Annotated in this window: 20 protein-coding genes; 7 read left to right on the plus strand and 13 right to left on the minus strand. The window is 45.8% G+C overall.

Annotation, left to right across the window (positions count from 1 at the left end):
- Position 1 precedes the first annotated feature (1 nt).
- Both T538_RS0110455 and T538_RS0110460 read right to left on the minus strand, forming a co-directional pair.
- Positions 2 to 685: a DUF4956 domain-containing protein gene (locus T538_RS0110455; RefSeq protein WP_034539008.1), complete on the minus strand. Its 684-nt coding sequence runs from the start codon at positions 683 to 685 to the stop codon at positions 2 to 4.
- Positions 682 to 1446 (minus strand): polyphosphate polymerase domain-containing protein, encoded by a 765-nt coding sequence (locus tag T538_RS0110460; RefSeq protein ID WP_031533735.1) that lies wholly within the window; start codon positions 1444 to 1446, stop codon positions 682 to 684. The genes T538_RS0110455 and T538_RS0110460 overlap by 4 nt, the downstream gene beginning before the upstream one ends.
- 283 nt (positions 1447 to 1729) lie before the next feature.
- On the opposite strand from T538_RS0110460, the gene frr reads away from it, so the two are divergent.
- Genes frr through cobC form a run of 4 tightly spaced genes read left to right on the plus strand, consistent with a single transcriptional unit; the run spans position 1730 to position 4498 of the window.
- A complete protein-coding gene (gene frr, locus T538_RS0110465) occupies positions 1730 to 2290 on the plus strand; it encodes a ribosome recycling factor (protein ID WP_031533734.1) in 561 nt (186 codons plus the stop codon).
- A gap of 7 nt (positions 2291 to 2297) precedes the next feature.
- A complete protein-coding gene (rsgA, locus tag T538_RS0110470) occupies positions 2298 to 3245 on the plus strand; it encodes a ribosome small subunit-dependent GTPase A (RefSeq protein WP_031533733.1) in 948 nt (315 codons plus the stop codon).
- 1 nt (position 3246) lies between these two features.
- On the plus strand, positions 3247 to 3948 hold the full coding sequence (locus tag T538_RS0110475) for an adenosylcobinamide-GDP ribazoletransferase (RefSeq protein ID WP_031533731.1): 702 nt from the start codon (positions 3247 to 3249) through the stop codon (positions 3946 to 3948).
- A gap of 22 nt (positions 3949 to 3970) precedes the next feature.
- Positions 3971 to 4498, plus strand: a complete 528-nt coding sequence (gene cobC, locus T538_RS0110480) for an alpha-ribazole phosphatase (protein ID WP_031533730.1) — start codon at positions 3971 to 3973, stop codon at positions 4496 to 4498.
- Positions 4499 to 4675: 177 nt separating this feature from the next.
- On the opposite strand, the gene T538_RS0110485 is transcribed toward cobC, so the two are convergent.
- The 3 genes from T538_RS0110485 to T538_RS0110495 form a co-directional block, all read right to left on the minus strand.
- Complete coding sequence (locus tag T538_RS0110485; protein ID WP_051656029.1) at positions 4676 to 6703, minus strand: polysaccharide biosynthesis protein; 2028 nt, start codon at positions 6701 to 6703, stop codon at positions 4676 to 4678.
- 72 nt (positions 6704 to 6775) lie between these two features.
- Positions 6776 to 7171 carry a WbuC family cupin fold metalloprotein gene (locus T538_RS0110490; RefSeq protein WP_031533728.1) on the minus strand — a complete coding sequence of 132 codons (396 nt, stop codon included), beginning with the start codon at positions 7169 to 7171 and terminating at the stop codon, positions 6776 to 6778.
- A gap of 315 nt (positions 7172 to 7486) precedes the next feature.
- Complete coding sequence (locus T538_RS0110495) at positions 7487 to 8773, minus strand: rhamnogalacturonidase (protein ID WP_051656030.1); 1287 nt, start codon at positions 8771 to 8773, stop codon at positions 7487 to 7489.
- Between the two features lie 209 nt (positions 8774 to 8982).
- Here T538_RS0110495 and radA point away from each other — a divergent pair, with 209 nt between their 5' ends.
- A complete protein-coding gene (radA, locus tag T538_RS0110500) occupies positions 8983 to 10398 on the plus strand; it encodes a DNA repair protein RadA (protein WP_031533726.1) in 1416 nt (471 codons plus the stop codon).
- A 58-nt stretch (positions 10399 to 10456) separates the two neighbouring features.
- On the opposite strand, the gene T538_RS0110505 is transcribed toward radA, so the two are convergent.
- From T538_RS0110505 to T538_RS0110535, 7 genes are read right to left on the minus strand one after another with little or no spacing between them, the layout of a single operon-like run.
- On the minus strand, positions 10457 to 11077 hold the full coding sequence (locus T538_RS0110505; protein ID WP_031533725.1) for a nitroreductase family protein: 621 nt from the start codon (positions 11075 to 11077) through the stop codon (positions 10457 to 10459).
- Positions 11078 to 11092: 15 nt separating this feature from the next.
- Positions 11093 to 12649: an alpha-N-arabinofuranosidase gene (locus T538_RS0110510; RefSeq protein WP_031533724.1), complete on the minus strand. Its 1557-nt coding sequence runs from the start codon at positions 12647 to 12649 to the stop codon at positions 11093 to 11095.
- Positions 12650 to 12673: 24 nt separating this feature from the next.
- The gene (locus T538_RS0110515; protein WP_031533723.1) at positions 12674 to 13639 is read right to left on the minus strand and encodes a Rossmann-fold NAD(P)-binding domain-containing protein; all 966 of its coding nucleotides are present in this window, start codon (positions 13637 to 13639) and stop codon (positions 12674 to 12676) included.
- Positions 13640 to 13651: 12 nt separating this feature from the next.
- Positions 13652 to 14287, minus strand: coding sequence for a NigD1/NigD2 family lipoprotein (locus T538_RS0110520; RefSeq protein ID WP_031533722.1), 636 nt, complete (start codon positions 14285 to 14287; stop codon positions 13652 to 13654).
- 4 nt (positions 14288 to 14291) lie between these two features.
- Positions 14292 to 15542, minus strand: a complete 1251-nt coding sequence (locus T538_RS0110525) for a glutamate-5-semialdehyde dehydrogenase (protein ID WP_031533721.1) — start codon at positions 15540 to 15542, stop codon at positions 14292 to 14294.
- Between the two features lie 9 nt (positions 15543 to 15551).
- Positions 15552 to 16634: a glutamate 5-kinase gene (gene proB / locus T538_RS0110530; RefSeq protein ID WP_031533720.1), complete on the minus strand. Its 1083-nt coding sequence runs from the start codon at positions 16632 to 16634 to the stop codon at positions 15552 to 15554.
- A 34-nt stretch (positions 16635 to 16668) separates the two neighbouring features.
- On the minus strand, positions 16669 to 17172 hold the full coding sequence (locus T538_RS0110535) for a hypothetical protein (RefSeq protein ID WP_031533719.1): 504 nt from the start codon (positions 17170 to 17172) through the stop codon (positions 16669 to 16671).
- A 195-nt stretch (positions 17173 to 17367) separates the two neighbouring features.
- Here T538_RS0110535 and T538_RS18405 point away from each other — a divergent pair, with 195 nt between their 5' ends.
- Both T538_RS18405 and T538_RS0110545 read left to right on the plus strand, forming a co-directional pair.
- Positions 17368 to 17529 (plus strand): hypothetical protein, encoded by a 162-nt coding sequence (locus tag T538_RS18405; RefSeq protein WP_155993118.1) that lies wholly within the window; start codon positions 17368 to 17370, stop codon positions 17527 to 17529.
- A gap of 112 nt (positions 17530 to 17641) precedes the next feature.
- Positions 17642 to 19039 (plus strand): amidohydrolase family protein, encoded by a 1398-nt coding sequence (locus tag T538_RS0110545; RefSeq protein ID WP_155993120.1) that lies wholly within the window; start codon positions 17642 to 17644, stop codon positions 19037 to 19039.
- Positions 19040 to 19088: 49 nt separating this feature from the next.
- Here T538_RS0110545 and T538_RS0110550 read toward each other — a convergent pair whose 3' ends face one another.
- On the minus strand, positions 19089 to 20900 hold the full coding sequence (locus T538_RS0110550) for a pectate lyase (RefSeq protein WP_369794995.1): 1812 nt from the start codon (positions 20898 to 20900) through the stop codon (positions 19089 to 19091).
- Between the last annotated feature and the right edge of the window lie 22 nt (positions 20901 to 20922).

Here is a 20922-nt window from a genome sequence, read left to right on the forward strand (position 1 = left end):
ATTAGCAGTCTTTAGGCATGCGAGCCAGACAATTTACGGAGTTGATGTCGCTGGCTTCTTCGTAATAAACTTTTATGATGGCACTGTCCTTCAGGAAATCGACCGAGCCAACCTCAATCTTCTGAACCTTAACGCCAAGGCGATGCTGAAGGTCATCGTACAGTTCAGCCTCATGCTCTGGAGTAATAAGCTCGATACGATCGTACTGAACCAGTTTGCAAGTCATGTGCTTGAAGGTTCTGTTGCTCTCGCACAGCCAGATGCACATAACAAACAACACGTCGGCAGCAAACAGTTCGAGCCAACTGATGCCCGTTGCTATGGCATTTATTGCCGAAATGGCAATTACAATGAACAGATAAGTCATCTCTCTGATGGGCACCGACTCGGTTCGATAACGAATTATCCCGAATACGGCAAACAGTCCTAAGGCCACTCCCACTCTCAGTTTCACTCCCCCCATGAAGAACATAAGAAGGAAAATAGATACGCCTATCAGCATGAAAGTGAAATGAAAATCGCGTCGCTTACACTTTGGATAATAAAGGCAGTGCACCACGACACCTACACAAAATAAATTAAGAAAAAACCTTAGGAGAAGTTCCTCAAGCCCGGCAATGTCAAAAAGCGCCATATTCTCAAAAGCGCCAGTAGCAACCGCTACACTATCATTCAATTCATTCATCTTTTTGATTTAATTTTGTTAATCGTTCTTATTCTCGTTTTAAACCGGTTTTGCTTTAAATGTTCGTCCGTCACGGCTCTGCCGATGCAATATTTGCTGAATCCCATCGGCATGATTCTGAGGTCGTAAAGATACTTTCTTACAGGTGAATAGACGTGGCCGTCGCGCTTCAACTCGATGATAACGATGTCGCCCATCTCCTTGTGACATCCATTCTGAGAATTGTCGAACTGCAGGTTGAGGTCGATGGTGAGGCGTTCGGTCTTTGCATAGTTCACAAGCGTGATACGATCGAAGTGGTTCATCAGTTTTGCAGAGATGTCTCCGATGCCGACATGTGCGTATTTTTTAACAAATTGTTCGCACTCGTTTACGTCGTTCCAGTGGTCGATGCCATCGACCTTGATTCTCTTTTTGTCGGTACGTCCTTTGTTATTCTTGTGCTTAACCTCGAGGAACGTGAGGTTGCTGTCTTCGTAAGTGCGCACTCGCACCTTAATTCGGTCGGCACGTCCGTTGTGATGATCCATATACATCGTATCGCCCACAGTATCAAAGTAGACCGTGCGATAAGGGCTTATTCTCTTGCCATTCAGTTCTTGCACGAAATAACTGTCCTTAACCATCTTGAGCAGTCGCGCAAGTTGAGTTCGGTTGGCAACATACTTGTTGTCCAGTCTGTTCATCAACTTTATTCCCGACATCTGTTCAAGTGATATTGGCTTCAGTTCTGCCAATTCGTGTAAGAAATTCTGTGACATTATTATTGTATATTTTTTGATTTTACTTCTATGGTTATTATGCCCTTATAACGCACAAACCATCGCTAAAATTGTTTCCAATATACTAAAAAAATCTCAAAATTCGTTATTTTTTCGCATTTTTTCTTTCGAATGAATATTTCCCGGATTGATATTCATCATTTCCGGCATTCTCCGCACACATTATCTTTTAAATATTTTACACTATACATTTGGAAAGTATCAAAAAAATCGATACATTTGCGTCCTATTATTCATGAACAATTAAATTCAACCTATAAAAATGATTGATGTAAAGGAATGTCTCAATGACGTGACAGAGAAAATGGATATGGCAATAATGTTCCTCGACGAGCAACTTTCGCATATCCGCGCAGGTAAGGCAAACGTTAAGATTCTCGACGGAATCCGTGTTGACTCTTACGGACAGATGGTTCCGCTTAACGGCGTAGCATCAGTAACTACTCCAGACGCACGCACCATTGCCATCAAGCCATGGGACAAGTCTATGTTCAAGGTTATCGAGAAGGCTATCCTCGACAGCGAGGTAGGCATCACTCCCGAGAACAACGGCGAAATTATCCGCCTTGGCATACCGCCATTGACCGAGGAACGACGCAAACTGCTTGCCAAGCAATGTGCAAAAGAGGCGGAGACTGCAAAGATAAGCGTGCGCAATGCCCGCAGAGATGGCGTTGACAAGTTGAAGAAGGGCTTGAAAGACGGTCTTGCAGAGGACGTTGAGAAGGACGCTGAAGGCGACTTGCAGAAGATTCACGACAAGTTTATCAAGAAAATCGACGATATGCTTGCCGAGAAGAATAAGGAAATAATGACAGTATAGGCTTATTTTGAACGGTTTAGTCATAAGAAATACTGGAAGTTGGTACACCGTCTATACAGACGATGCCCAACTTATTGATTGCAAGATAAAAGGCAACTTCCGTCTTAAAGGTATACGCAGCACCAACCCCATTGCCATTGGCGACCGGGTGGAGATTATCACGAACTCCGACGGAACTGCGTTCATAAGCAATATCGAAGACCGACGAAACTACATCGTCAGGAAGGCCTCGAATCTTTCAAAACAGAGTCACATATTGGCATCGAACATAGATTGCTGTTTCTTGATAGTTACCGTAAACTATCCGGAAACAGCAACTACTTTTATCGACCGTTTCCTTGCATCTGCCGAGGCGTACCGCATTCCGGTCGTGCTGGTTTTCAACAAGATAGACCGATACAACGAGGACGACCTCAGGTATCTCGACGGAATGATAAACCTCTACACCTCAATAGGATACGAATGCATGAAGGTGTCGGCTCTGAACGGCGACGGAATTGACGAACTCCGCCAGAAACTCGAAGGCAAAATCACCCTCTTCAGCGGCAACTCGGGCGTTGGCAAGAGCACGCTGATAAACGCAATCCTCCCAGACCTCAACGTAAAGACTGGCGACATATCCGAATATCACAACAAGGGTATGCACACCACAACCTTCAGCGAGATGTTTGCAATCTCAGACGGCGATTACCGCAAGGGAGCGCTCATAGACACTCCAGGAATAAAGGGTTTCGGTACTTTCGACATGGAAAAAGAGGAGATTGGCGGCTACTTCAAGGAAATCTTCGCCATGAGCGAGAACTGTAAGTTCGGATGCCAGTGTACTCACACGCACGAGCCGGGATGCGCCGTCCGCACAGCCGTAGAGCAACATCTGATAAGCGAAAGCCGATATACATCGTATCTTTCGATGCTCGACGACAAGGAAGAGGGCAAATATCGCAGCGGATACTGATATGTTTAATCATATTCTTGCATCGTTCGCGCACTTTACCGCTCTGCCATTCGGAAAACTGAAGAACATTCCGGAAGACTGCAAGGCAAAAGCCTTCGATTTTTGGAGTCTTGTCGGCTGGTTCACTGGCGGAAGCATGGCGATTGTCTACATTCTGGCAAGCCGGTTGGTTTCGCATCCGGTGGCTCTGATGCTCGCCATCGCTGCACGAATCGCCATCACTGCTGGGCGCGAAGAGAAAGGGTTGAAAACGCTGTCAGCCAAAGCCGGCATAGACGGAAGTATCGTGCTAATTGTCTACTTCTTGCTAATGTTCATAACGCTGAAGGAACTGCCTTCAATCTGGCTTCCGTGGCTTATGATTTCGGGAGATTGTCTTTCGAAATACTGCGCATCGTTCTCGGTAGATATTTTGAAGCCAGACTCAGACGGCACAGACAGATACGACAAGAAAAGCGCTGCAACAATAATTGCCGGAACTTTGTTCGGCTTCGCACCGCTGTTACTCACATTGCCCGAAATGTTCTGGATTGTAGGCTTTGCACCTATCATCACTTCGGCTCTGCTGCTCTGCATCATGAGCATGAGGCAACATCGGTTTTGCAACGGCGACGAGGGTGCAATATTTCTCATTAGCGAACTAACATTCTACATTGCTGCGCACAGCCTTATCTTTACGAACTCGCTTCAGCAGCATCTTTAAAATAAAAAACAATTAAAAAATAATGAATACATACTTTATTAGACATACATCTGTTGACGTGGCGCCGGGCGTGTGCTACGGTCGATCGGATGTTCCCCTCAGCGACACGTTCGAGGAGGAAGCCTCCCGTACTTTGGAGCAGATAAAAGACATTAAATTCGACAAGGTTTATACAAGTCCGCTGAGTCGTTCTGTTAAACTTGCGACATATTGCGGCTTTCCAAAAGCAGAGCAAGAGCCTCGCATAATGGAACTGGACTTTGGCGACTGGGAAATGCAGAAATTCGACGACATCAAAGACCTTAATCTTGAAAAATGGTATAAAGACTACCTTGACATCAAGCCTGCGGGCGGCGAAAGCTATCAGGACATGGCAGCTCGCGTTGCAAGTTTTATAACCGAACTGCGTCAACAACCATACGAGAATGTGGCAATATTCTGCCACGGCGGCACAATTCTCTGTGCCATGGTTTATGCCGGTCTGCTTAAAATGGAAGGAATGTTCGAACATATTCCGCCATTCGGAAGCGTGACAAAGATTGAACTTTAGAAAACAATATTCAAACAAGATATAAAAGCAAATCCTCTCATCACATTTCGGCGTTGAGAGGATTTTTATGTTTGCAACAAAAACATCAGCGGAGCGACATCTGATTGCCACTCCGCTGCTTCCTGTTTTTATTCTTTCATGTTAGGTACTATCTTTTAGTGAGATACCAGCGTATATTTAGCCGTACATAACCTGAACATTCTTCGCCTGCTTTTTCTCCTGAACACGAATGTTCTTATTACGTTCAATTTCACGGTCAATCTCTTCATAGACAGAGTTGTTGCTCTTGTACTCTGGAACGATCTCCTTCATCTTTCTAACCGTTTCCATATTGTCGTACTGCTTTGAAATCTCAACAAGTTCGTCGATATCCTTGCATACAGCCTCGTAATCATACTCGCGAACCTCGGCAATACGAATCTTCTCGTGGAACGTAGGCTTTGTACCTTCCAACTCGTTGAGAACCTCCTCGTAAAGTTTCTCGCCTTCGCGCAAACCTGTATACTTAATTTCAACATTCTTGGCATTTGAGAGCGCAATCATACGCTTTGCAAGGTCGGCAATTCTCACAGGCTTACCCATGTCGAATACGAAGATTTCTCCACCGTTGCCCTTTGTTCCTGCCTCGAGAACGAGTTTACAAGCCTCTGGAATGAGCATGAAGAAGCGGACAATTCTCTCGTCTGTAACAGTTACAGGACCGCCCTTCTTAATCTGCTCTCTAAATAACGGAATAACCGAACCATTTGAGCCGAGCACGTTTCCAAAACGAGTTGTTACGAACTGAGTTGGCTGAACCGCCGACATAGCGTCGAACTTGTTTTCCGAATCCATACGGAGTTTTCTGTTCAGACTCTGAACGTAAATCTCGCAGATACGCTTTGAACAGCCCATCACATTTGTCGGATTCACAGCCTTGTCGGTAGAAACCATCACGAACTTCTTAACACCATACTTAACGCTAAGGTCGGCAATGACTTTTGTTCCGTAGATATTGTTCTGTACAGCCACACTTGGATTGTCCTCCATCATTGGCACATGCTTGTATGCTGCTGCATGGAACACATATTGCGGTCTGAATGAATTGAACACCTTCTCCATGTGCGTTTTGTTACAGATGCTGGCAACCACCGTCGTAGCCTTCACGCCCGGATAATCGCGCGCCATCATCAGACGAATATCGTGTTCCGGAGTCTCGGCTTGATCGATAAGCATCATTGCCTTTGGATGGAACTTAGCCACCTGACGGACAATCTCAGAACCAATAGAACCTGCTGCTCCTGTGATAAGCACTCGCTTGTCTGCCAACAATTCGCCAACCGACTTCAAGTCGACCTTTATCTCTGAGCGTGGTAACAAGTCCTCTACCGAAACTTCTCTTAACTGTAGGTTTTCGTTATCATCTGAAATCTGTCCGTCTTCAACCTTTGCTTCTTTTGCCTGCTGAGCCATGAAAATCTTACAGCCTGCACCTATCAGCACGTTCTGTATTTCCTGATTGTTGCGGAATTCATCAACACACTGCGGACTAACCAAAATACCTTTTACACGCGCTTTCTTGATAATGTCTGCAAGATCGTCGTTAGGATTGTAGACTTTACAGCACATTAGGCGAGCGTGTCTCAGTCTCGTGTCAGAAGAAATGAATCCCTTCAAGACAAATCTGCGTGGTCGCTGAGTGCGGATATTCTTGGCAAGTCCAACACCATCAGACTCCCTGGCATAGATAAACACACGGAGCGTTCTCGAATCGAGCGTAGAAACCTCGTAGAGCACCTTTACCATTACGCGTATGCCCCACATAACCATTGTTGCAAGCACCATTGTTATAAGTGTCTCGGCACGCGACAATGCAGACAAAGCAGCAATACCCTCTTCCTTCATTATAGACGAAACAAGAAGTGCCAATGCCAATGTTACAACATTTGCATAAGCAACCTTAAGCAAATCGTCGAAAGATGAATAGCGCACAATGCCCGAATAAGTGCTGTACATTCGAGCACCGACCATACCAAGCAGCGAGTAAACAGCCATCGTCGTTATAACATCAAAGCGGTTCTCCAACAAAACCATTGACTTGTGAATCATCCAATAGGTAAATATACCAATAAAAAAGATGACCACGCTATCCAACAATAATATGCACCAATATGGCAGCGCATCCTTGCAGAAATACCATCCTGTTATTCTTCTTATAGGACTCATATTCGTACTTAAATTTAAAGTTTGTTCTTTTTCCTTTTTATTTTTCCATCTTGTTTTTCAAAGCCATTTTCATTACTTGTAAGCTCCGTCTTTGGCTTCAAGTATTGTGCTGCTTTCGTGTACTATCACGCTATGCCAAACGCCTTGCGGGACTTGTATTCCGAATTTCTTTTCGCGAGGACAGATGCGATAACGCGCCTTTTCTGTATAATCAGATTCTCCGTTATTGTTTGGGTGTTCTTCGTACAGTATCCAGTCGAGACATCCGTCAAGACAGACAACGGTTTCCGATGTGTCGGTGTGCCGATGTATTGGGACTTTCGTTCCCGGTTCGAGCGCATTGAGCATTCGCTGCGATGTATCGCCCGGAGTCGTTCGCAAATCGAAGTTCATGCGAAGACGTTCGTTTTCTTTAGCCTTCACGTGCAACACGGAAAGCAAGTCATCATCTATTATTTGTACATCCATAGTATAATCTTAACCCAGCAAAAACAAATTATAAACAAATGTTCGCCAAACCCTTATATAGTCTGTTTCTTCTAATATATAGAAAGGTTGAATTTCGGGTGTAAAGGTACATAAAATATTTAAAATTCACGATTTTACTATGACTATTTTTTCATCAAAGACAATATTCTTGATTTAGGTTAACCGCGCTTCAAAAGTAGGTCCTTTACTTATTTTATTGAGTTTCAAGCAAAATCATCTGTAGTACAAGACAAAGAAAGAGAGCCGTTTCGCTATCCTTTCAGAAACGAAACGGCTCTCTTTCAACAAAATATCTTACTTTAGTTTATCGCCATTTATAACGACTTTCTTCAGAGTAAGATTCTCGATTATGCTCTTGTCGAGATCGCCATTCTTTGTTGTAACATTGAACTTCTCGAACAAGAAATCTTTTAGTTTATACTGGCCGTCAGCCTTCTCCAAGTTAAAGACGACCTTGCTATTTACGTTGATGTTGCGCATAATGATGTTCTGCGAATAAGACATCGGTGTATCTTTGCGACCCTTCAGGTCGAAGAACTGAGTCCAAGGGCGCACAACAAGTACGTTGTCAACATCGCCGGTAATGTCCTCAACCGTGATGTATTCATACATTTGCGGAGTATCGGGACGCATCTTGAGCCATAGCAATCGGCTTGCCTTGTCAATCTTGCATCGACGAACGATGATGTTCTTGTCGTGAATGCTCTCGCTTCCACAGGTAAGCGCGCCGTGGCAGAATCCGTAGTTACAGTCTTCGATGATGATATTCGTGTTCTCACCATTGTTCTCGTCCTTGTCTGCCCAAGGGCCTTTTCCGCCCTTCAGCGCAACGGCGTCGTCGTTTACCGCCATGTAACAGTTTTTAATCAGCACGTTATTGCAAACGTCTATATCAACGGCATCGGTACTTGGAGCCTTTACAGGAGATGCAGGAGAAGTGATTGTTAGTCCGAGCAACTTGACGTAGTTTGAACGATAAAGATGGGTTGTCCAGAAAGGTGAATTCTTCAATTTAACACCAGCGATGAGAACCTCGTTGCTATTCGAAACATATACGAGTCGTGGGCGAAGTTCTTCCATGTTCGTACACTTAGGATTAACTTTTCTTCTGAGCCAAAACGACTTCCAATAGCGCAAGCCGTTACCGTCGAGAGTGCCTTCGCCCGTCAGTTTAAATCCGTTTACGTTATCAACATTGATGAGCGCAGCAAAATAGTCGAGCGTCTGACCTTCCATTCTGGTCTTCATAATCGGAAAATTGCTGATGTCATCGCTTCCTTTTATAGTCGCACCTTTCTTCAGATGAAGGTTTGTGCCTTGACGGAAGAAAAGCGAGCCGCTGAGGAAAGTTCCTTCGGGAACAACAATAACGCCTCCACCCTCTTGAGCCGCCTTGTCGATAACAGCCTGAATCCTCTCTGTCTGAATAATAGTACTGTCGTTAACCACTCCATAGTCTGTGATGACGTATGCCCTGCCCTGCTCTGCCAATGTCGGAACTGAGATGTTTCTGAACCATTCAGGAATTACGGTTCCGTCTGGGAACTTGTCATCGGCAGCCACAGACTTGACCGTAGCCATCGCCACCAATCCTAATAAGAATAAATGCTTTAGTTTCATATTTCGATTATAATCAATGATATCCGTTTTTAATAACCTTTGGCAAAGCGCAAAACATCTGCCAGCAACTACGCATTGCCACAATTGTAGCAAAGATAATGCATTATTTTTACATTATAATAAGAGTGAATGTTTTTTTTACTATCTTCGCCCCACATTAACATTGATTTATGGCTAACAAGGAAAAAACAGTATACGTTTGCAAAGAATGTGGCTACGACTCGCCTAAATGGATTGGAAAATGTCCTGCCTGCGGTGCATGGAACACTTTTGTGGAGCAGGTTGTAAGGAAAGAAAGCAACTCGTCGGCGGCTGCAAGCAGATACGCATCGAGCGACAGCGTGCTTCACCCGAATGGAGCAAAGCCTGTGAGATTCAGTCAGATTCAGGGTGGCGAAGACCCGCGAATTGACATGCGCGACAAAGAACTGAACCGCGTTCTTGGCGGCGGATTGGTGCTCGGAAGCATGGTTCTGCTCGGCGGTGAACCGGGAATCGGAAAATCTACGCTCGTTCTGCAAACGGTGCTCAACCTGCCAGACATGAAGATTCTGTATGTCAGCGGAGAAGAAAGCGCACGACAACTCAAACTTCGAGCCGAAAGACTTATTGCCAGAATGCCGGGCAGAGACATCAACGAACTCGAAAATCTGTATATCATAAGCGAAACATCGCTCGAACAGATTTACACTCACGTCAAGAATGTCCTTCCAGAGATTCTAATCATCGACTCTATCCAGACCATAAGCACCGAGGCGGCAGAAAGTTCGCCGGGAAGCATCAGTCAGGTGCGCGAATGTGCGGCATCAATCCTGAAATTCGCAAAGGAAAGCAACACGCCGGTGATAATGATTGGGCACATAAACAAGGAAGGAACTTTGGCAGGTCCGAAGGTTTTAGAGCACATCGTAGATACTGTTATTCAGTTCGAAGGCGACCAACACTATATGTACCGTATTCTGCGAAGCATAAAAAACCGCTTCGGAAGTACTTCGGAACTCGGAATATACGAGATGCAGCAGAGCGGCCTTCGCGAGGTGAACAACCCTTCTGAGTTGCTTCTGAGCAAGGACAGCGAAGGATTGAGCGGAGTGGCTATTGCCAGCGCTATTGAAGGCGTTCGTCCGTTCTTGATTGAGACGCAGGCTCTGGTGAGCACGGCGGCATACGGAACGCCACAGCGCAGCGCGACGGGCTTCGACAACCGAAGACTTAACATGCTTCTCGCCGTTCTGGAAAAGCGCGTGGGCTTTAAACTGATGCAGAAAGATGTGTTCATTAACATTGCCGGTGGACTGCGCGTTACCGACCCTGCCATCGACCTCTCGATTATCGCCGCCGTTCTGAGCAGTAACGTAGACACAGGCTTGGACCACGACATCTGCATGTGCGGCGAAGTGGGTCTGAGCGGGGAAATCCGCCCTGTAGCTCGCATTGAGCAGCGCATAGCCGAGGCAGCAAAACTCGGATTCAAACAGATTATCATTCCGCAGCACAACTTGCAGGGACTCGACAGAAACAAGTTCGACATCGAGATTATTCCAGTAAAGAAGGTAGAGGAAGCTTTGCGTGTATTGTTCGGGTAACATCCCACTTCAGAAAAAAATCCCAGTCGTTTTTTCATCGAACGACTGGGATTTTTCTTTATTTTCCTACTGGATGATTCAGCAGCGGAACTTGCGTTTCTTTCAGACCGAGAGCCGATTTTATGGCATCGACATTCATTGTAGCGCGGGCAACGGTGTTGAGCGATGCAGCCGCACAATACAAATAAATGTTCTGCGAAACATATCCGGCATCCATTGCAGAAAGAACCTCGGCATTGCCCTTGAACTTGCTTGTGTCAGAAACAAGCAGAAGGAACAGCGGAGCGTTCTTCATAAAATCCTGACGCCCGGCAACATCTGCTCTGATATCCTTGTCGGTTACCTGAGTAAGCGTGTTTTTTGCCGCATCATAGAGATACGTTCCGTCCGACTTTACGACATAGACCAAGATGTCCTGCACGTTCATTGCCGAAGGAGCAGTTCGGTTATTGTTCTCGGGGCGGTTAATTCCGTTTGCAGCCCAAAGCAGATTGCTCACTTCCTGCTGCGAAAGTTGAGTTGCAGCAAACTCTCTTACCGTCTTACGGTTCTTCAAAGCCTGCATCAGGGTCATTTTGTTGTCCAGATTAGGCTTTGGCAACTGAATCTTTTTTGAAGATTGTGCACTGCTGCTCAGCGAACATCCGAGCAACAGAGCCACTAAAATTTTCTTGAACATAAATCTCTGAATGATTTATTTCAACTCAAGAGTTACGATTGAGTGTGCAGGCATCTTGACTGTCAGCATATTCTTCTTAACCTTTGCGTCCTTAAATACGGCTGGCTTGATAACGTCTGGCTTCTCGAAGCTGTTAAATTCAGCAACGTTCTTGCAGTTAAGAATTGTTCCGTTTACAGTCTTCACATTCAGTTTGTCGAAGTTGAGAGTAACCTCCGCACTCTTTGTCAAGTCGACATTTGTAAGGCTTACGTGTGTAACACCGTCTTTTACAGAAACCGTAGAACTGATGCTGTTTAGAGTTCTGTCGCCCTCATTCTTACGCTCGTTGCGTGTTGTGCGTGACTCGCAAGTGATATCAACAGGAATGTACTTTGCATCCTGATGAACGTTGTACATCTGGAATACATAGTAAGTTGGAGTGAGCACCATCTTGTCCTCCTTTGTAAGAATCATACTCTGAAGCACGTTAATAACCTGAGCGATGTTTGTCATCTTTACGCGGTCTGTGTACTTGTGGAAGATGTCGAGACTCAAAGATGCAACCATTGCGTCGCGCATAGTGTTCTGCTGGAAGAGGTGTCCCGGATTGGTGCCGTCCTCAACATCCCACCATGTTCCCCACTCATCTACAAGAAGGGCAACCTGCTTCTTTGGGTCGTACTTATCCATTATCTTTATATGCTTCTGAAGAAGCGAGTCGATTCCGCAGCACTTGCCAAGACACCAGTAGTAATCATCGTCGGTAAACTTTGTAGCCTTGCCCTTGCTGCCGTTCCATCCAAGAACGGTGTAGTAGTGAAGTGACAATCCGTCCATCTTTCTTCCAACGTTCTTCATCAGAACTTCAGTCCAGTTAAGGTCGTAGTCGCTTGCACCACTGGCAATCTTGTAAAGTTTGTTTCCGTTAAACTCGCGGCAATATGTTGAATATCTGCGATAAAGGTCGCCGTAATATTCTGGACGCATGTTACCACCGCAGCCCCAACTTTCATTACCAACGCCGATGTACTTAACGTGCCAAGGCTTCTCGCGACCGTTAGCCTTACGAATCTTAGCCTGAGGTCCGTCCTCGGCAGTCATGTACTCAACCCACTTTGCCATCTCCTCAACAGAGCCGCTACCTACATTAAGGCTTACATAAGGCTCGCAGCCAAGGATTTCGCAAAGATTCAGGAACTCGTGAGTACCGAAACTATTGTCCTCGACAGTTCCGCCCCAGTTATTGTTTACCATGCGTGGGCGATTCTCTTTCGGACCGATGCCGTCTACCCAGTGATACTCATCGGCAAAACAGCCGCCCGGCCAGCGAAGAACAGGAACTTTCAAGTCCTTCAACGCCTTTACTACATCATTTCGGTATCCGTTTGTATTCGGAATCTTAGAATCCTCACCAACCCAAAGTCCTCCGTATATACATGAGCCAAGATGCTCGGCAAACTGACCGTAAATCTCCTTTGGAATTACGTTTCCTTCTGTGCTGTTATGTACTGCTACAGTTGCTTTTTGCTGAGCGAAGGCTGTAGTACCCATTCCGAACAGCAGCGATGCTAAAATGATTTTGAATTTCATGTTATTTGTTATATGTATTTTGTATTATTTCAATCCTTCGAGAAGTCTCTTCAGAACAACGGTTGCCGAAATCTCGCGATTTGCAGCCTCTGGAATCACGAGCGATGTCTCAGCCTCAATGACATCGTCGCTAACAATCATGTTGCGGCGAACAGGCAGACAGTGCATAAAGTAAGCATTGTTGGTTACAGCCATGTGTGCAGAATCTACCGTCCAGCTCATGTCCTGAGAGAGAACCTTTCCGTAGTCATCGGGATTTGTAACGCCCGGACAACTCCAGTTCTTTGCATAAACGAAGTCTGCGCCTTCGAGAGCCTTCATCTGGTCGTACTCCACACGGGCATTGCCAACAAACTTAGGATCGAGTTCGTATCCCTTTGGATGAGTTACGACAAAATCGACATCGGCAGCGTTCATCCACTGTGCAAAAGAATTAGGAACAGCCTGAGGCAATGCCTTTGGATGAGGAGCCCATGTCATTACGACCTTTGGACGTGCTGTCTTCTTATACTCCTCTATTGTAATCAAATCGGCAAAACTCTGCAACGGATGAACGGTTGCGCTCTCCATGAAGAACACAGGCTTGCCACTATATTTAATGAACTGGTTCAGAATTTTCTCCTCGTAATCGTCCTTGCGACTCTCGAAAGTAGCGAACGAACGAACTCCGATGATATCGCAATAGCAAGCCATCACCGGGATGGCTTCGAGAAGATGCTCGCTCTTGTCGCCGTTCATCACAACACCGCGCTCAGTCTCGAGTTTCCATGCGCCCTGATTAACATCGAGCACGATTACGTTCATACCAAGATTCATGGCTGCCTTCTGCGTGCTCAGACGGGTACGAAGGCTATTGTTGAAAAAGATGAGCATGGCAGTCTTGTTCTTGCCAAGTTCCTGATACTTGAAACGGTCTTTCTTTATCTCTGCGGCTTCTTGAAGCGCAAGCTTCAAATCGCCCAAATCTTCTACATTTTGAAAATAGCGCATAGTTGTTATTCTTTATTGATTATAAGCAAATTTATAGTATTTCATTCCCTCGCCGTATAGGTTCACTCCCATACTAATCGTGTCGCCGTCAGCAAGTTGATACTGCTTAAGCGGAACGGAAAGATATGCCCTGTGAGTGTAATATTCGGCATCTTCGCCACGGTTGTGATAGAGTCTAAGAGACACAAGCCGATGTTCGCCGGAAACAGAAATTGAATCTTGTCCGAAGTGAAACGAGTGAGCCTCGCCTGCCCCTTCAATCTGAAGGACGATGTTAATATATCCTGCCGAAAGCCAGATGCCCTGCATCCTAACCGAATCGGTCTTGAATCCGCCTTTTATGTGGTTCGACGGAACAGGAACGGGCGAAATCGTCTTTGTTGTGTTGTACAGATAGATGCTCGATTCGTCGACAAGTCTGTACTGAGCCACGACACGATAGAGCGTGTCCTTCTTATATCCGCCCGACGCGTTACTTACCGAATAACTAATGCCGTCGCCATCGTTCATCTTCTCGATTGTTCCGCTTTTGTCGGTAATCACATCGGCAAAACTCGTAAGCACATCAGGATATCTGCCGCCGTCGTTTTCATCATCGCAGGCAACAATCATCATCAGCAGGCAAAGACACAGACAGATTCTCTTCATGGCATCATTTTGGTCTTACCTGTCCGTTGCCCTTTATTATCCACTTGTAGGTGCATATTTCCTCAAGGGCCATAGGACCTCGGGCATGCATTTTCTGGGTGCTGATGCCGATTTCTGCGCCAAGTCCGAACTGCGCTCCGTCGGTAAACGATGTAGGAGCGTTGGTATAGACACATGCGGCATCGACCACGCGACTGAATTTGTCGGCGCGGGCTAAATCTTCGGTTATGATGCACTCGCTGTGGCGCGAACTATTCTTGCGGATGTAAGCCAAAGCCTCATCGAACGTAGCAACAACTTTCAGAGCCATCTTATAGTCCTGAAATTCGGTACCAAAACTATCGGCTGTGGCATGCTGAAGAAGTTCGGCTGGATAAGAGCCGCTGAGCGCAGCATAAGAAACCTCATCGGCATAGATGATGACGTTTTCATTGGCTAGCGGAGCACACAACTCCGGTATGTCGGCCAATCGGCTTTCGTGAACAAGCGCGCAGTCGAGTGCGTTGCAGACGCTTACTCTTCGGGTCTTTGCGTTGTTTATTATAGCCTTGCCTTTCTCCAAGTCGCCAAACTCATCGAAATAAGCATGACAGATGCCCGCACCAGTCTCGATAACCGGAACTTTTGCCGTATCGCGTACAAACTGAATCAGTCTTGAACTTCCGCGAGGAATAATCAAATCGACATAATCTACAGCCTCGAGCAACTCGGCTGTTGCCTCGTGAGTTGCAGGAAGAAGTTGGGCAACCATCTCGCTCACGCCAAAACGCTTCAGCACAGTATGAATTACGTTCATTATGGCGCGGTTACTGTCGTCGGCATCCTTTCCGCCCTTCAAGATGCAGGCGTTTCCGCTCTTCAGGCAGAGAGAAAAGACATCGAATGTGACATTAGGACGAGCTTCGTAAACAATTCCGATGACGCCGAAAGGCACGCTCACGCGAGTGATGTCGAGACCGTTTGGCAACACACTATGCTTCAGCACTCTGCCAAGAGGCGACGGCAACTGAGCCACATGGCGCGTATCCGAAGCAATGCCATCGATACGTTCCTTTGTCAGTTTTAGTCTGTCGTACATCGGGTTGGCAGAATCCATTCGTGCCAAATCCTTTGCGTTAGCCTCAAGAATGGCGGTAGTCTGGGCAACGGCTTCGTCAGCCACCGCTAAAAGTATCTCGTTAATGCGCTTGTCGTCCAATTCGGACAACGAGGTGCTTGCCTCGCGAACTGATTCAAAAAGTTTGCTTAATGCCATAATCAAAGTTTAGTCTAAATACAGATAATCGTAATGAACAAGAGGTTTCTGGTCGTGCTTTCCTATAACGTCTCGGGCTTCGTCGGCAGAGCACGATACTTTTCCTACGCCTATTGCCTTGCCCGAATGGTTCACGACCTTGACGATGTCGTCTTTCTCGAAATCGCCTTCAATCTTTACAACGCCAACAGGCAGTATGCTTGCAGCCTTTCTGCCCTTTATCGCCTTCACGGCCTCTTCGTTTAGATGAAGTTCGCCCTTTGCAAATCCGGCAGAGTGCGAAATCCACTTCTTAACGCTCGAAACCTCGTCTTTCCTAGGAATGAAATGAGTAAAAGTTGTCTCTTCGGTGCGTGTTATGAGGTCGACCAAGATATTGTCTTTCTTTCCGTTGGCAATGAAAACGTCGAGACCTTCCTCTGCCACCTTTCGGGCGATGGTTGTCTTCGTAATCATTCCGCCGCGGCCGAAGCCCGACTTCTCGGTCTGAACATACTGGGTGAGGTCTTCGCCCGGATTAACCTCGCGAATCACCCTTGCCTTCGGGTCTGACGGATTTCCTGTGAAGATTCCGTCGATATTGCTCAGAATGATGAGAGCGTCAGCATCCATCATGGTGGCGATGAGTCCCGAAAGTTCGTCGTTATCGGTAAACATCAGCTCAGTAAGCGATATTGTGTCGTTCTCATTAACGATTGGAATAACGCCGTTCTCAAGCATCACCATCATGCAGTTGCGCTGGTTAAGATAATGGCGGCGGGTTCCGAAGTTCTCTTTCATTGTAAGAACCTGCCCCACCGCAATATGGTGTTCCTTAAAGAAATCGTAGTAACGGCGAATGAGTTTTGCCTGTCCCACTGCCGAGAAAAGCTGGCGTTGGTCTACGCTGTCCATCTTTCGCGATACCTTAAGTTCGCTTCGGCCTGAAGCCACAGCTCCCGACGACACAAGGATTATCTCGATTCCGAGTTTGCGAAGTTCGGCCACTTGGTCGACAATTGCCGACATGCGCGTAACATCGAGTGTTCCGTCCTTACGCGTCAGAACATTACTACCAATCTTTACAGTTATTCTTCTATATTTCTGTTCCATTTTCGAATCAAAAAAATATTCAGCAAAAACGTTTTTACTTGTCAACTTTCCTGATGCTGTCGATAATGCGGTCGATGTCCTCTTCCATGCCCTCAACATAGACGATTATCATGAGATACGCCACGGTAGAGTTTTCGGGCGCGAGAGTAATCAGATACACTCCGTTATTGCCGAGGTCGCCCTCAACGATATGCCCTTTAATCTCCGGAAGATTCTTAATCTCGTCTATACCCGACGCATCTTTTATCCCGATGCTTGCGGCAATCATCTGCATCGTCTCCTTCATCTGGTCGGGCTCAAGCCCGTCGCGGTCAATCATCTGCAACGAAACCATATAGTCTTCTGCCGAAACTTCGTACAACTGGGGGGTGTTCTTCCTTATCTGTACAGGCTCAACACTTGTGAAGGCAATGCCTCCTTTTTCCCACACGCAAGCAACGGCTTGGACAGAATCCTGCTCAACCATTTTGCTTTCTTGTGCTACGGCCGGCGCGCTCATGAAAGAAGCCGCCAAAGCCCACAATGCCATGCATTTCATTAAGTTAACTGACGTTAAGATTTTCGTTCTTCTGAATTTGTGTTCAAATTTACGAGTTTTTTGTGATATGGCATTCATTAGCTCAAAAAAACTTAAAAAAAAGTTTGCGTTTCTCATTTTTATACATTATATTTGCGGATGAGGATAATATAAGAAGAAAAGAACTTTTTTTACACTATATAATAATTTATTGTTATGAATACTACGAAGATGAAAAAGGCTGAAAATGACAGGAGACCTGTTGTTTCTACCACTTACGGAATTACTCGTATGAGAGGGATGAGTTGGAATGATATGCGCCGTGCACTTAGTGTAGGTTTGGGCAAAAGATTCTCTGCAACACGCAGATTTGCCTGAAGCTTCGGAAAAAGAAATTTTCAAAAAAAGTCTACTTTGCAAGGAAAATGAATAATCTTTCATTGAAGTAGACTTTTTCTATGCAGAAAACATCTGACAAAAAATATTGCTTGTGCTTAAATTTCATAATACAACTAAAAACATAATCCTAATCCTGCTGTTTGCCATCAGCCAGAATTTGACGGCAAGCGACAAGGTCTCGACACTCGAACGGCGTGCCGACAGTATTATGCGCATAATGGTGAGCGAATACCACAAGCAGTACAAAAAGCCTTTCGAAACCATAAACCTTACCGATTCTACTATCTGGAATACAAGACTTTACAAATTCTGCCAGCAACTGCCCAAAGGCGGAGAACTGCACGTTCACAGCACGGCTCTTCTGGCCTTCGACGACTATTGCAGTTTTTTGGCATCACAGCCAAACATATACATTCAGATTGAGGGGGATAACATCGGACACACTCTCTATCAGACCGATCCTTACGATGTTCCGGCAGGATATCTTCCGGCAAGAACATGTTTGTCTGGCAATTATCTTACGCGCGACAGATGTCTGAAACTATACACTTTCAACGGAGGCTCCCAGCCCAACCCATGGAAAGATTTCCAGCCAATATTCAGAAGGATTTTCAACGGGGCTTTCGGCTCGCCGGAGAACTTCGAAAAATACATGGAAAACGCATTCAACATCTACGTCGAAAACAATATTCAGTTTGCCGAGATAAGAATCGGTTCAACCATGGACCGCGACATTTTTCTAAGCATGGCGGAAATGATAATGAAAGCATGCAACAATGTGCGCAAAAAGGCAGACTTTCATGTCTCGATAATTGGCACTGGCAACAAAGGCTACTCGCTCGAAGAGGTTCAGAAGCGAATTGACAATGTTGCATACGTTCAGCAGCACATAAAAGACACGCTGATGGGCAAATGCAACGTCGTTACTGGATTCGATCTCGTTTCTAACGAAGACTGCAACAATGGTTTTGAATATTATTACGATGTTCTGAAAAAATGCGAGCACGAACATCCCGATTTGAAACTCTATCTTCATGCAGGCGAAACAAAGAACACAAAGAACGACAACATTATGTGGGCTATAAAATTGGGGGCAAAGCGCATAGGACATGCCTTCAACATGTATTTTTTCCCAGATTTATACAACGAAATCAGACAAAATGATATCTGCATAGAGACTTGTCCGCTGAGTAGCGTGAAACTTGGATATTGTTCGGACATGAAATCGCATCCAAGCATCGAATACATTCATTCGGGACTTCCGGCTGCCATTTGCAGCGACGACCCTACAATTTTTGAGCACACGGCTCTTACAGACGATTTCTTTGCCGTAATCGCAGAATGGAATCTCAGTCTAAGCGAAGTTAAGCAACTCTGCATGAACAGCATAACATACAGTTCGCTTTCAAAAAAGGCAAAGAAAAGGATAATGAAAGACTGGAAGAAGCGATGGGCTGAGTTTGTCAGAGGCATCGCAGAGCAAAAATAAAAAACGTGCCCGACAGGCTTATGCAATACTATCGGACACGCTTGTTTTTTTATTTCTTCACTACCTTATCAACATCTACCGTTCCATCAGAATATTTAATCTTGCGAACACTTATGCCTTTTAAAGGCGAAGAAATGCGCTTGCCATCGAGAGTGTAATATTCTATGCTTTCGACAGAACTGTTGTTGAGGACTTTCGCACCAACAGACGTGGCAACCTTGTTATATGTAGGATAATACTCATTTACCGAAGTAATCGCGTTATCGTTTCCGGCACGCACAATATCCTCAACGATACTGTTCAAGTATACCTCGATATTAAGATACCAACCTTTCTCCTTGTCAAGAGTCTTGGTAAGAGCATCGCTCGCATCATTAGGATTCAGTCCGTTTGCTGTCTCCCACTCATCAGGAATTCCGTCGCCGTCTGTATCATATCCGGCAGGACGGGAGTCTGATTTCAAAGCAGGGAAACTTGGAAGCGTTACATCTTCTGTCGTACTTGGGTCGTTGATGTAATCAACAATTCCGGCACGGGCTGTCACCGGACCTATATAAGTTGTAGTTCCAGTCCTTGCCTCCTCGGCATAACGAACGTCTACGGCATCGCGGAAAAGAGATGCACCGCTGTATGCCAGCACTTTATCATAAGCATTTACGGCAGAATGAGTTGTAACATCTCCCGAAGGCTGAGGATTGTCGAGTTTAATTTTAACACAATCAACGCCGCTACCGTTCTTCACATACTCAACCGACGAGCCGTAATAATGATTAGGGTCGACGGTATACCGTTCTCCGTTAATCTCTGGAATACCGCTATCGTATGCAACGCCCTTCCAGTCGTAGTTTGCAGCATCTGTTCCAGCAGCCGTCACATAATTTCCGCTGATGTAATAACGGCTTGTGTAATCAGGGAAAGGATTGTCGCCTGCATTGCTTGCGCTTGCCTTCGAAATCTGAGTCACACGCATCTTGTTTGATGTTGCAGGGCCTGCTTGATAATAGTTGTTGACGATGTTCACATATCCGCCGCCGGGACCTCCGTAGCAACCGTTGCCATTACCCCAGTTATACATCACGCAGTTGCGGAAGTCCACCTGCTCTGCCTGAATAGTATTCTCGTACTTTGTATTGTCGAAATCAGTCCAGTTGTAACGCGCGCCATTGAAACGAGGCACTCTGTTCTGCATGTGCAGAAGGAAATTGTGATGGAACGAGGCTTCCTTTCCGCCCCAGATTCCACCGTAACTGTGCTCGCCCTTTGAGTGTCCCGGATTTGCCAGAGCCTCGCCAAGCGTACACCACTGCATAGTAAAGTTGCGGTTGTCGTAGAAAGAGGCAATCTCATCAATGCTCCAAGAGAACGAGCAATGATCGAGGATGATATTTCTGTGCTGTCGTCCCCATGCTGCGTCCGCACCATCATCGACACTCTTTACCTGTGAACGACGGAAACGAATAAAGCGGACAATAATATTGTCGCCTTTGTTGAAGTTTACCGTGTAATATCGCAGCGTAATACCTTCTCCCGGCGCAGTCTGACCGGCAATTGTGGTATTTGCAGGGATAGGAAGTTCTGAACGCAAATCGATGTATCCGCTCACATCAAACACGATGATTCGAGGCCCCGTTTGGTTTAATGCCCATCTGAGGCAGCCCTTTGTCCCTGCATTATCAGCAAGATTTGTGACATGATAGATTTTTGCAGCCGACGATTCCGTACTTCGTCCGCCTGTTGTTGTGTAGCGTGCATGCCCTTCGGCTCCCGGGAAAGCCGGAACATCATCAGCCATTGCCGGAACAGCCGTAAGCCATGTCAGCGCAGCAATGGCAAATCTCGTTTTTTCTTTCAATTTTAGCATAATAGTAAATTTCTTATTTTTA

It is taken from the genome of Bacteroides sp. Ga6A2 (assembly GCF_000702225.1).
Taxonomy (GTDB): domain Bacteria; phylum Bacteroidota; class Bacteroidia; order Bacteroidales; family Bacteroidaceae; genus Ga6A1.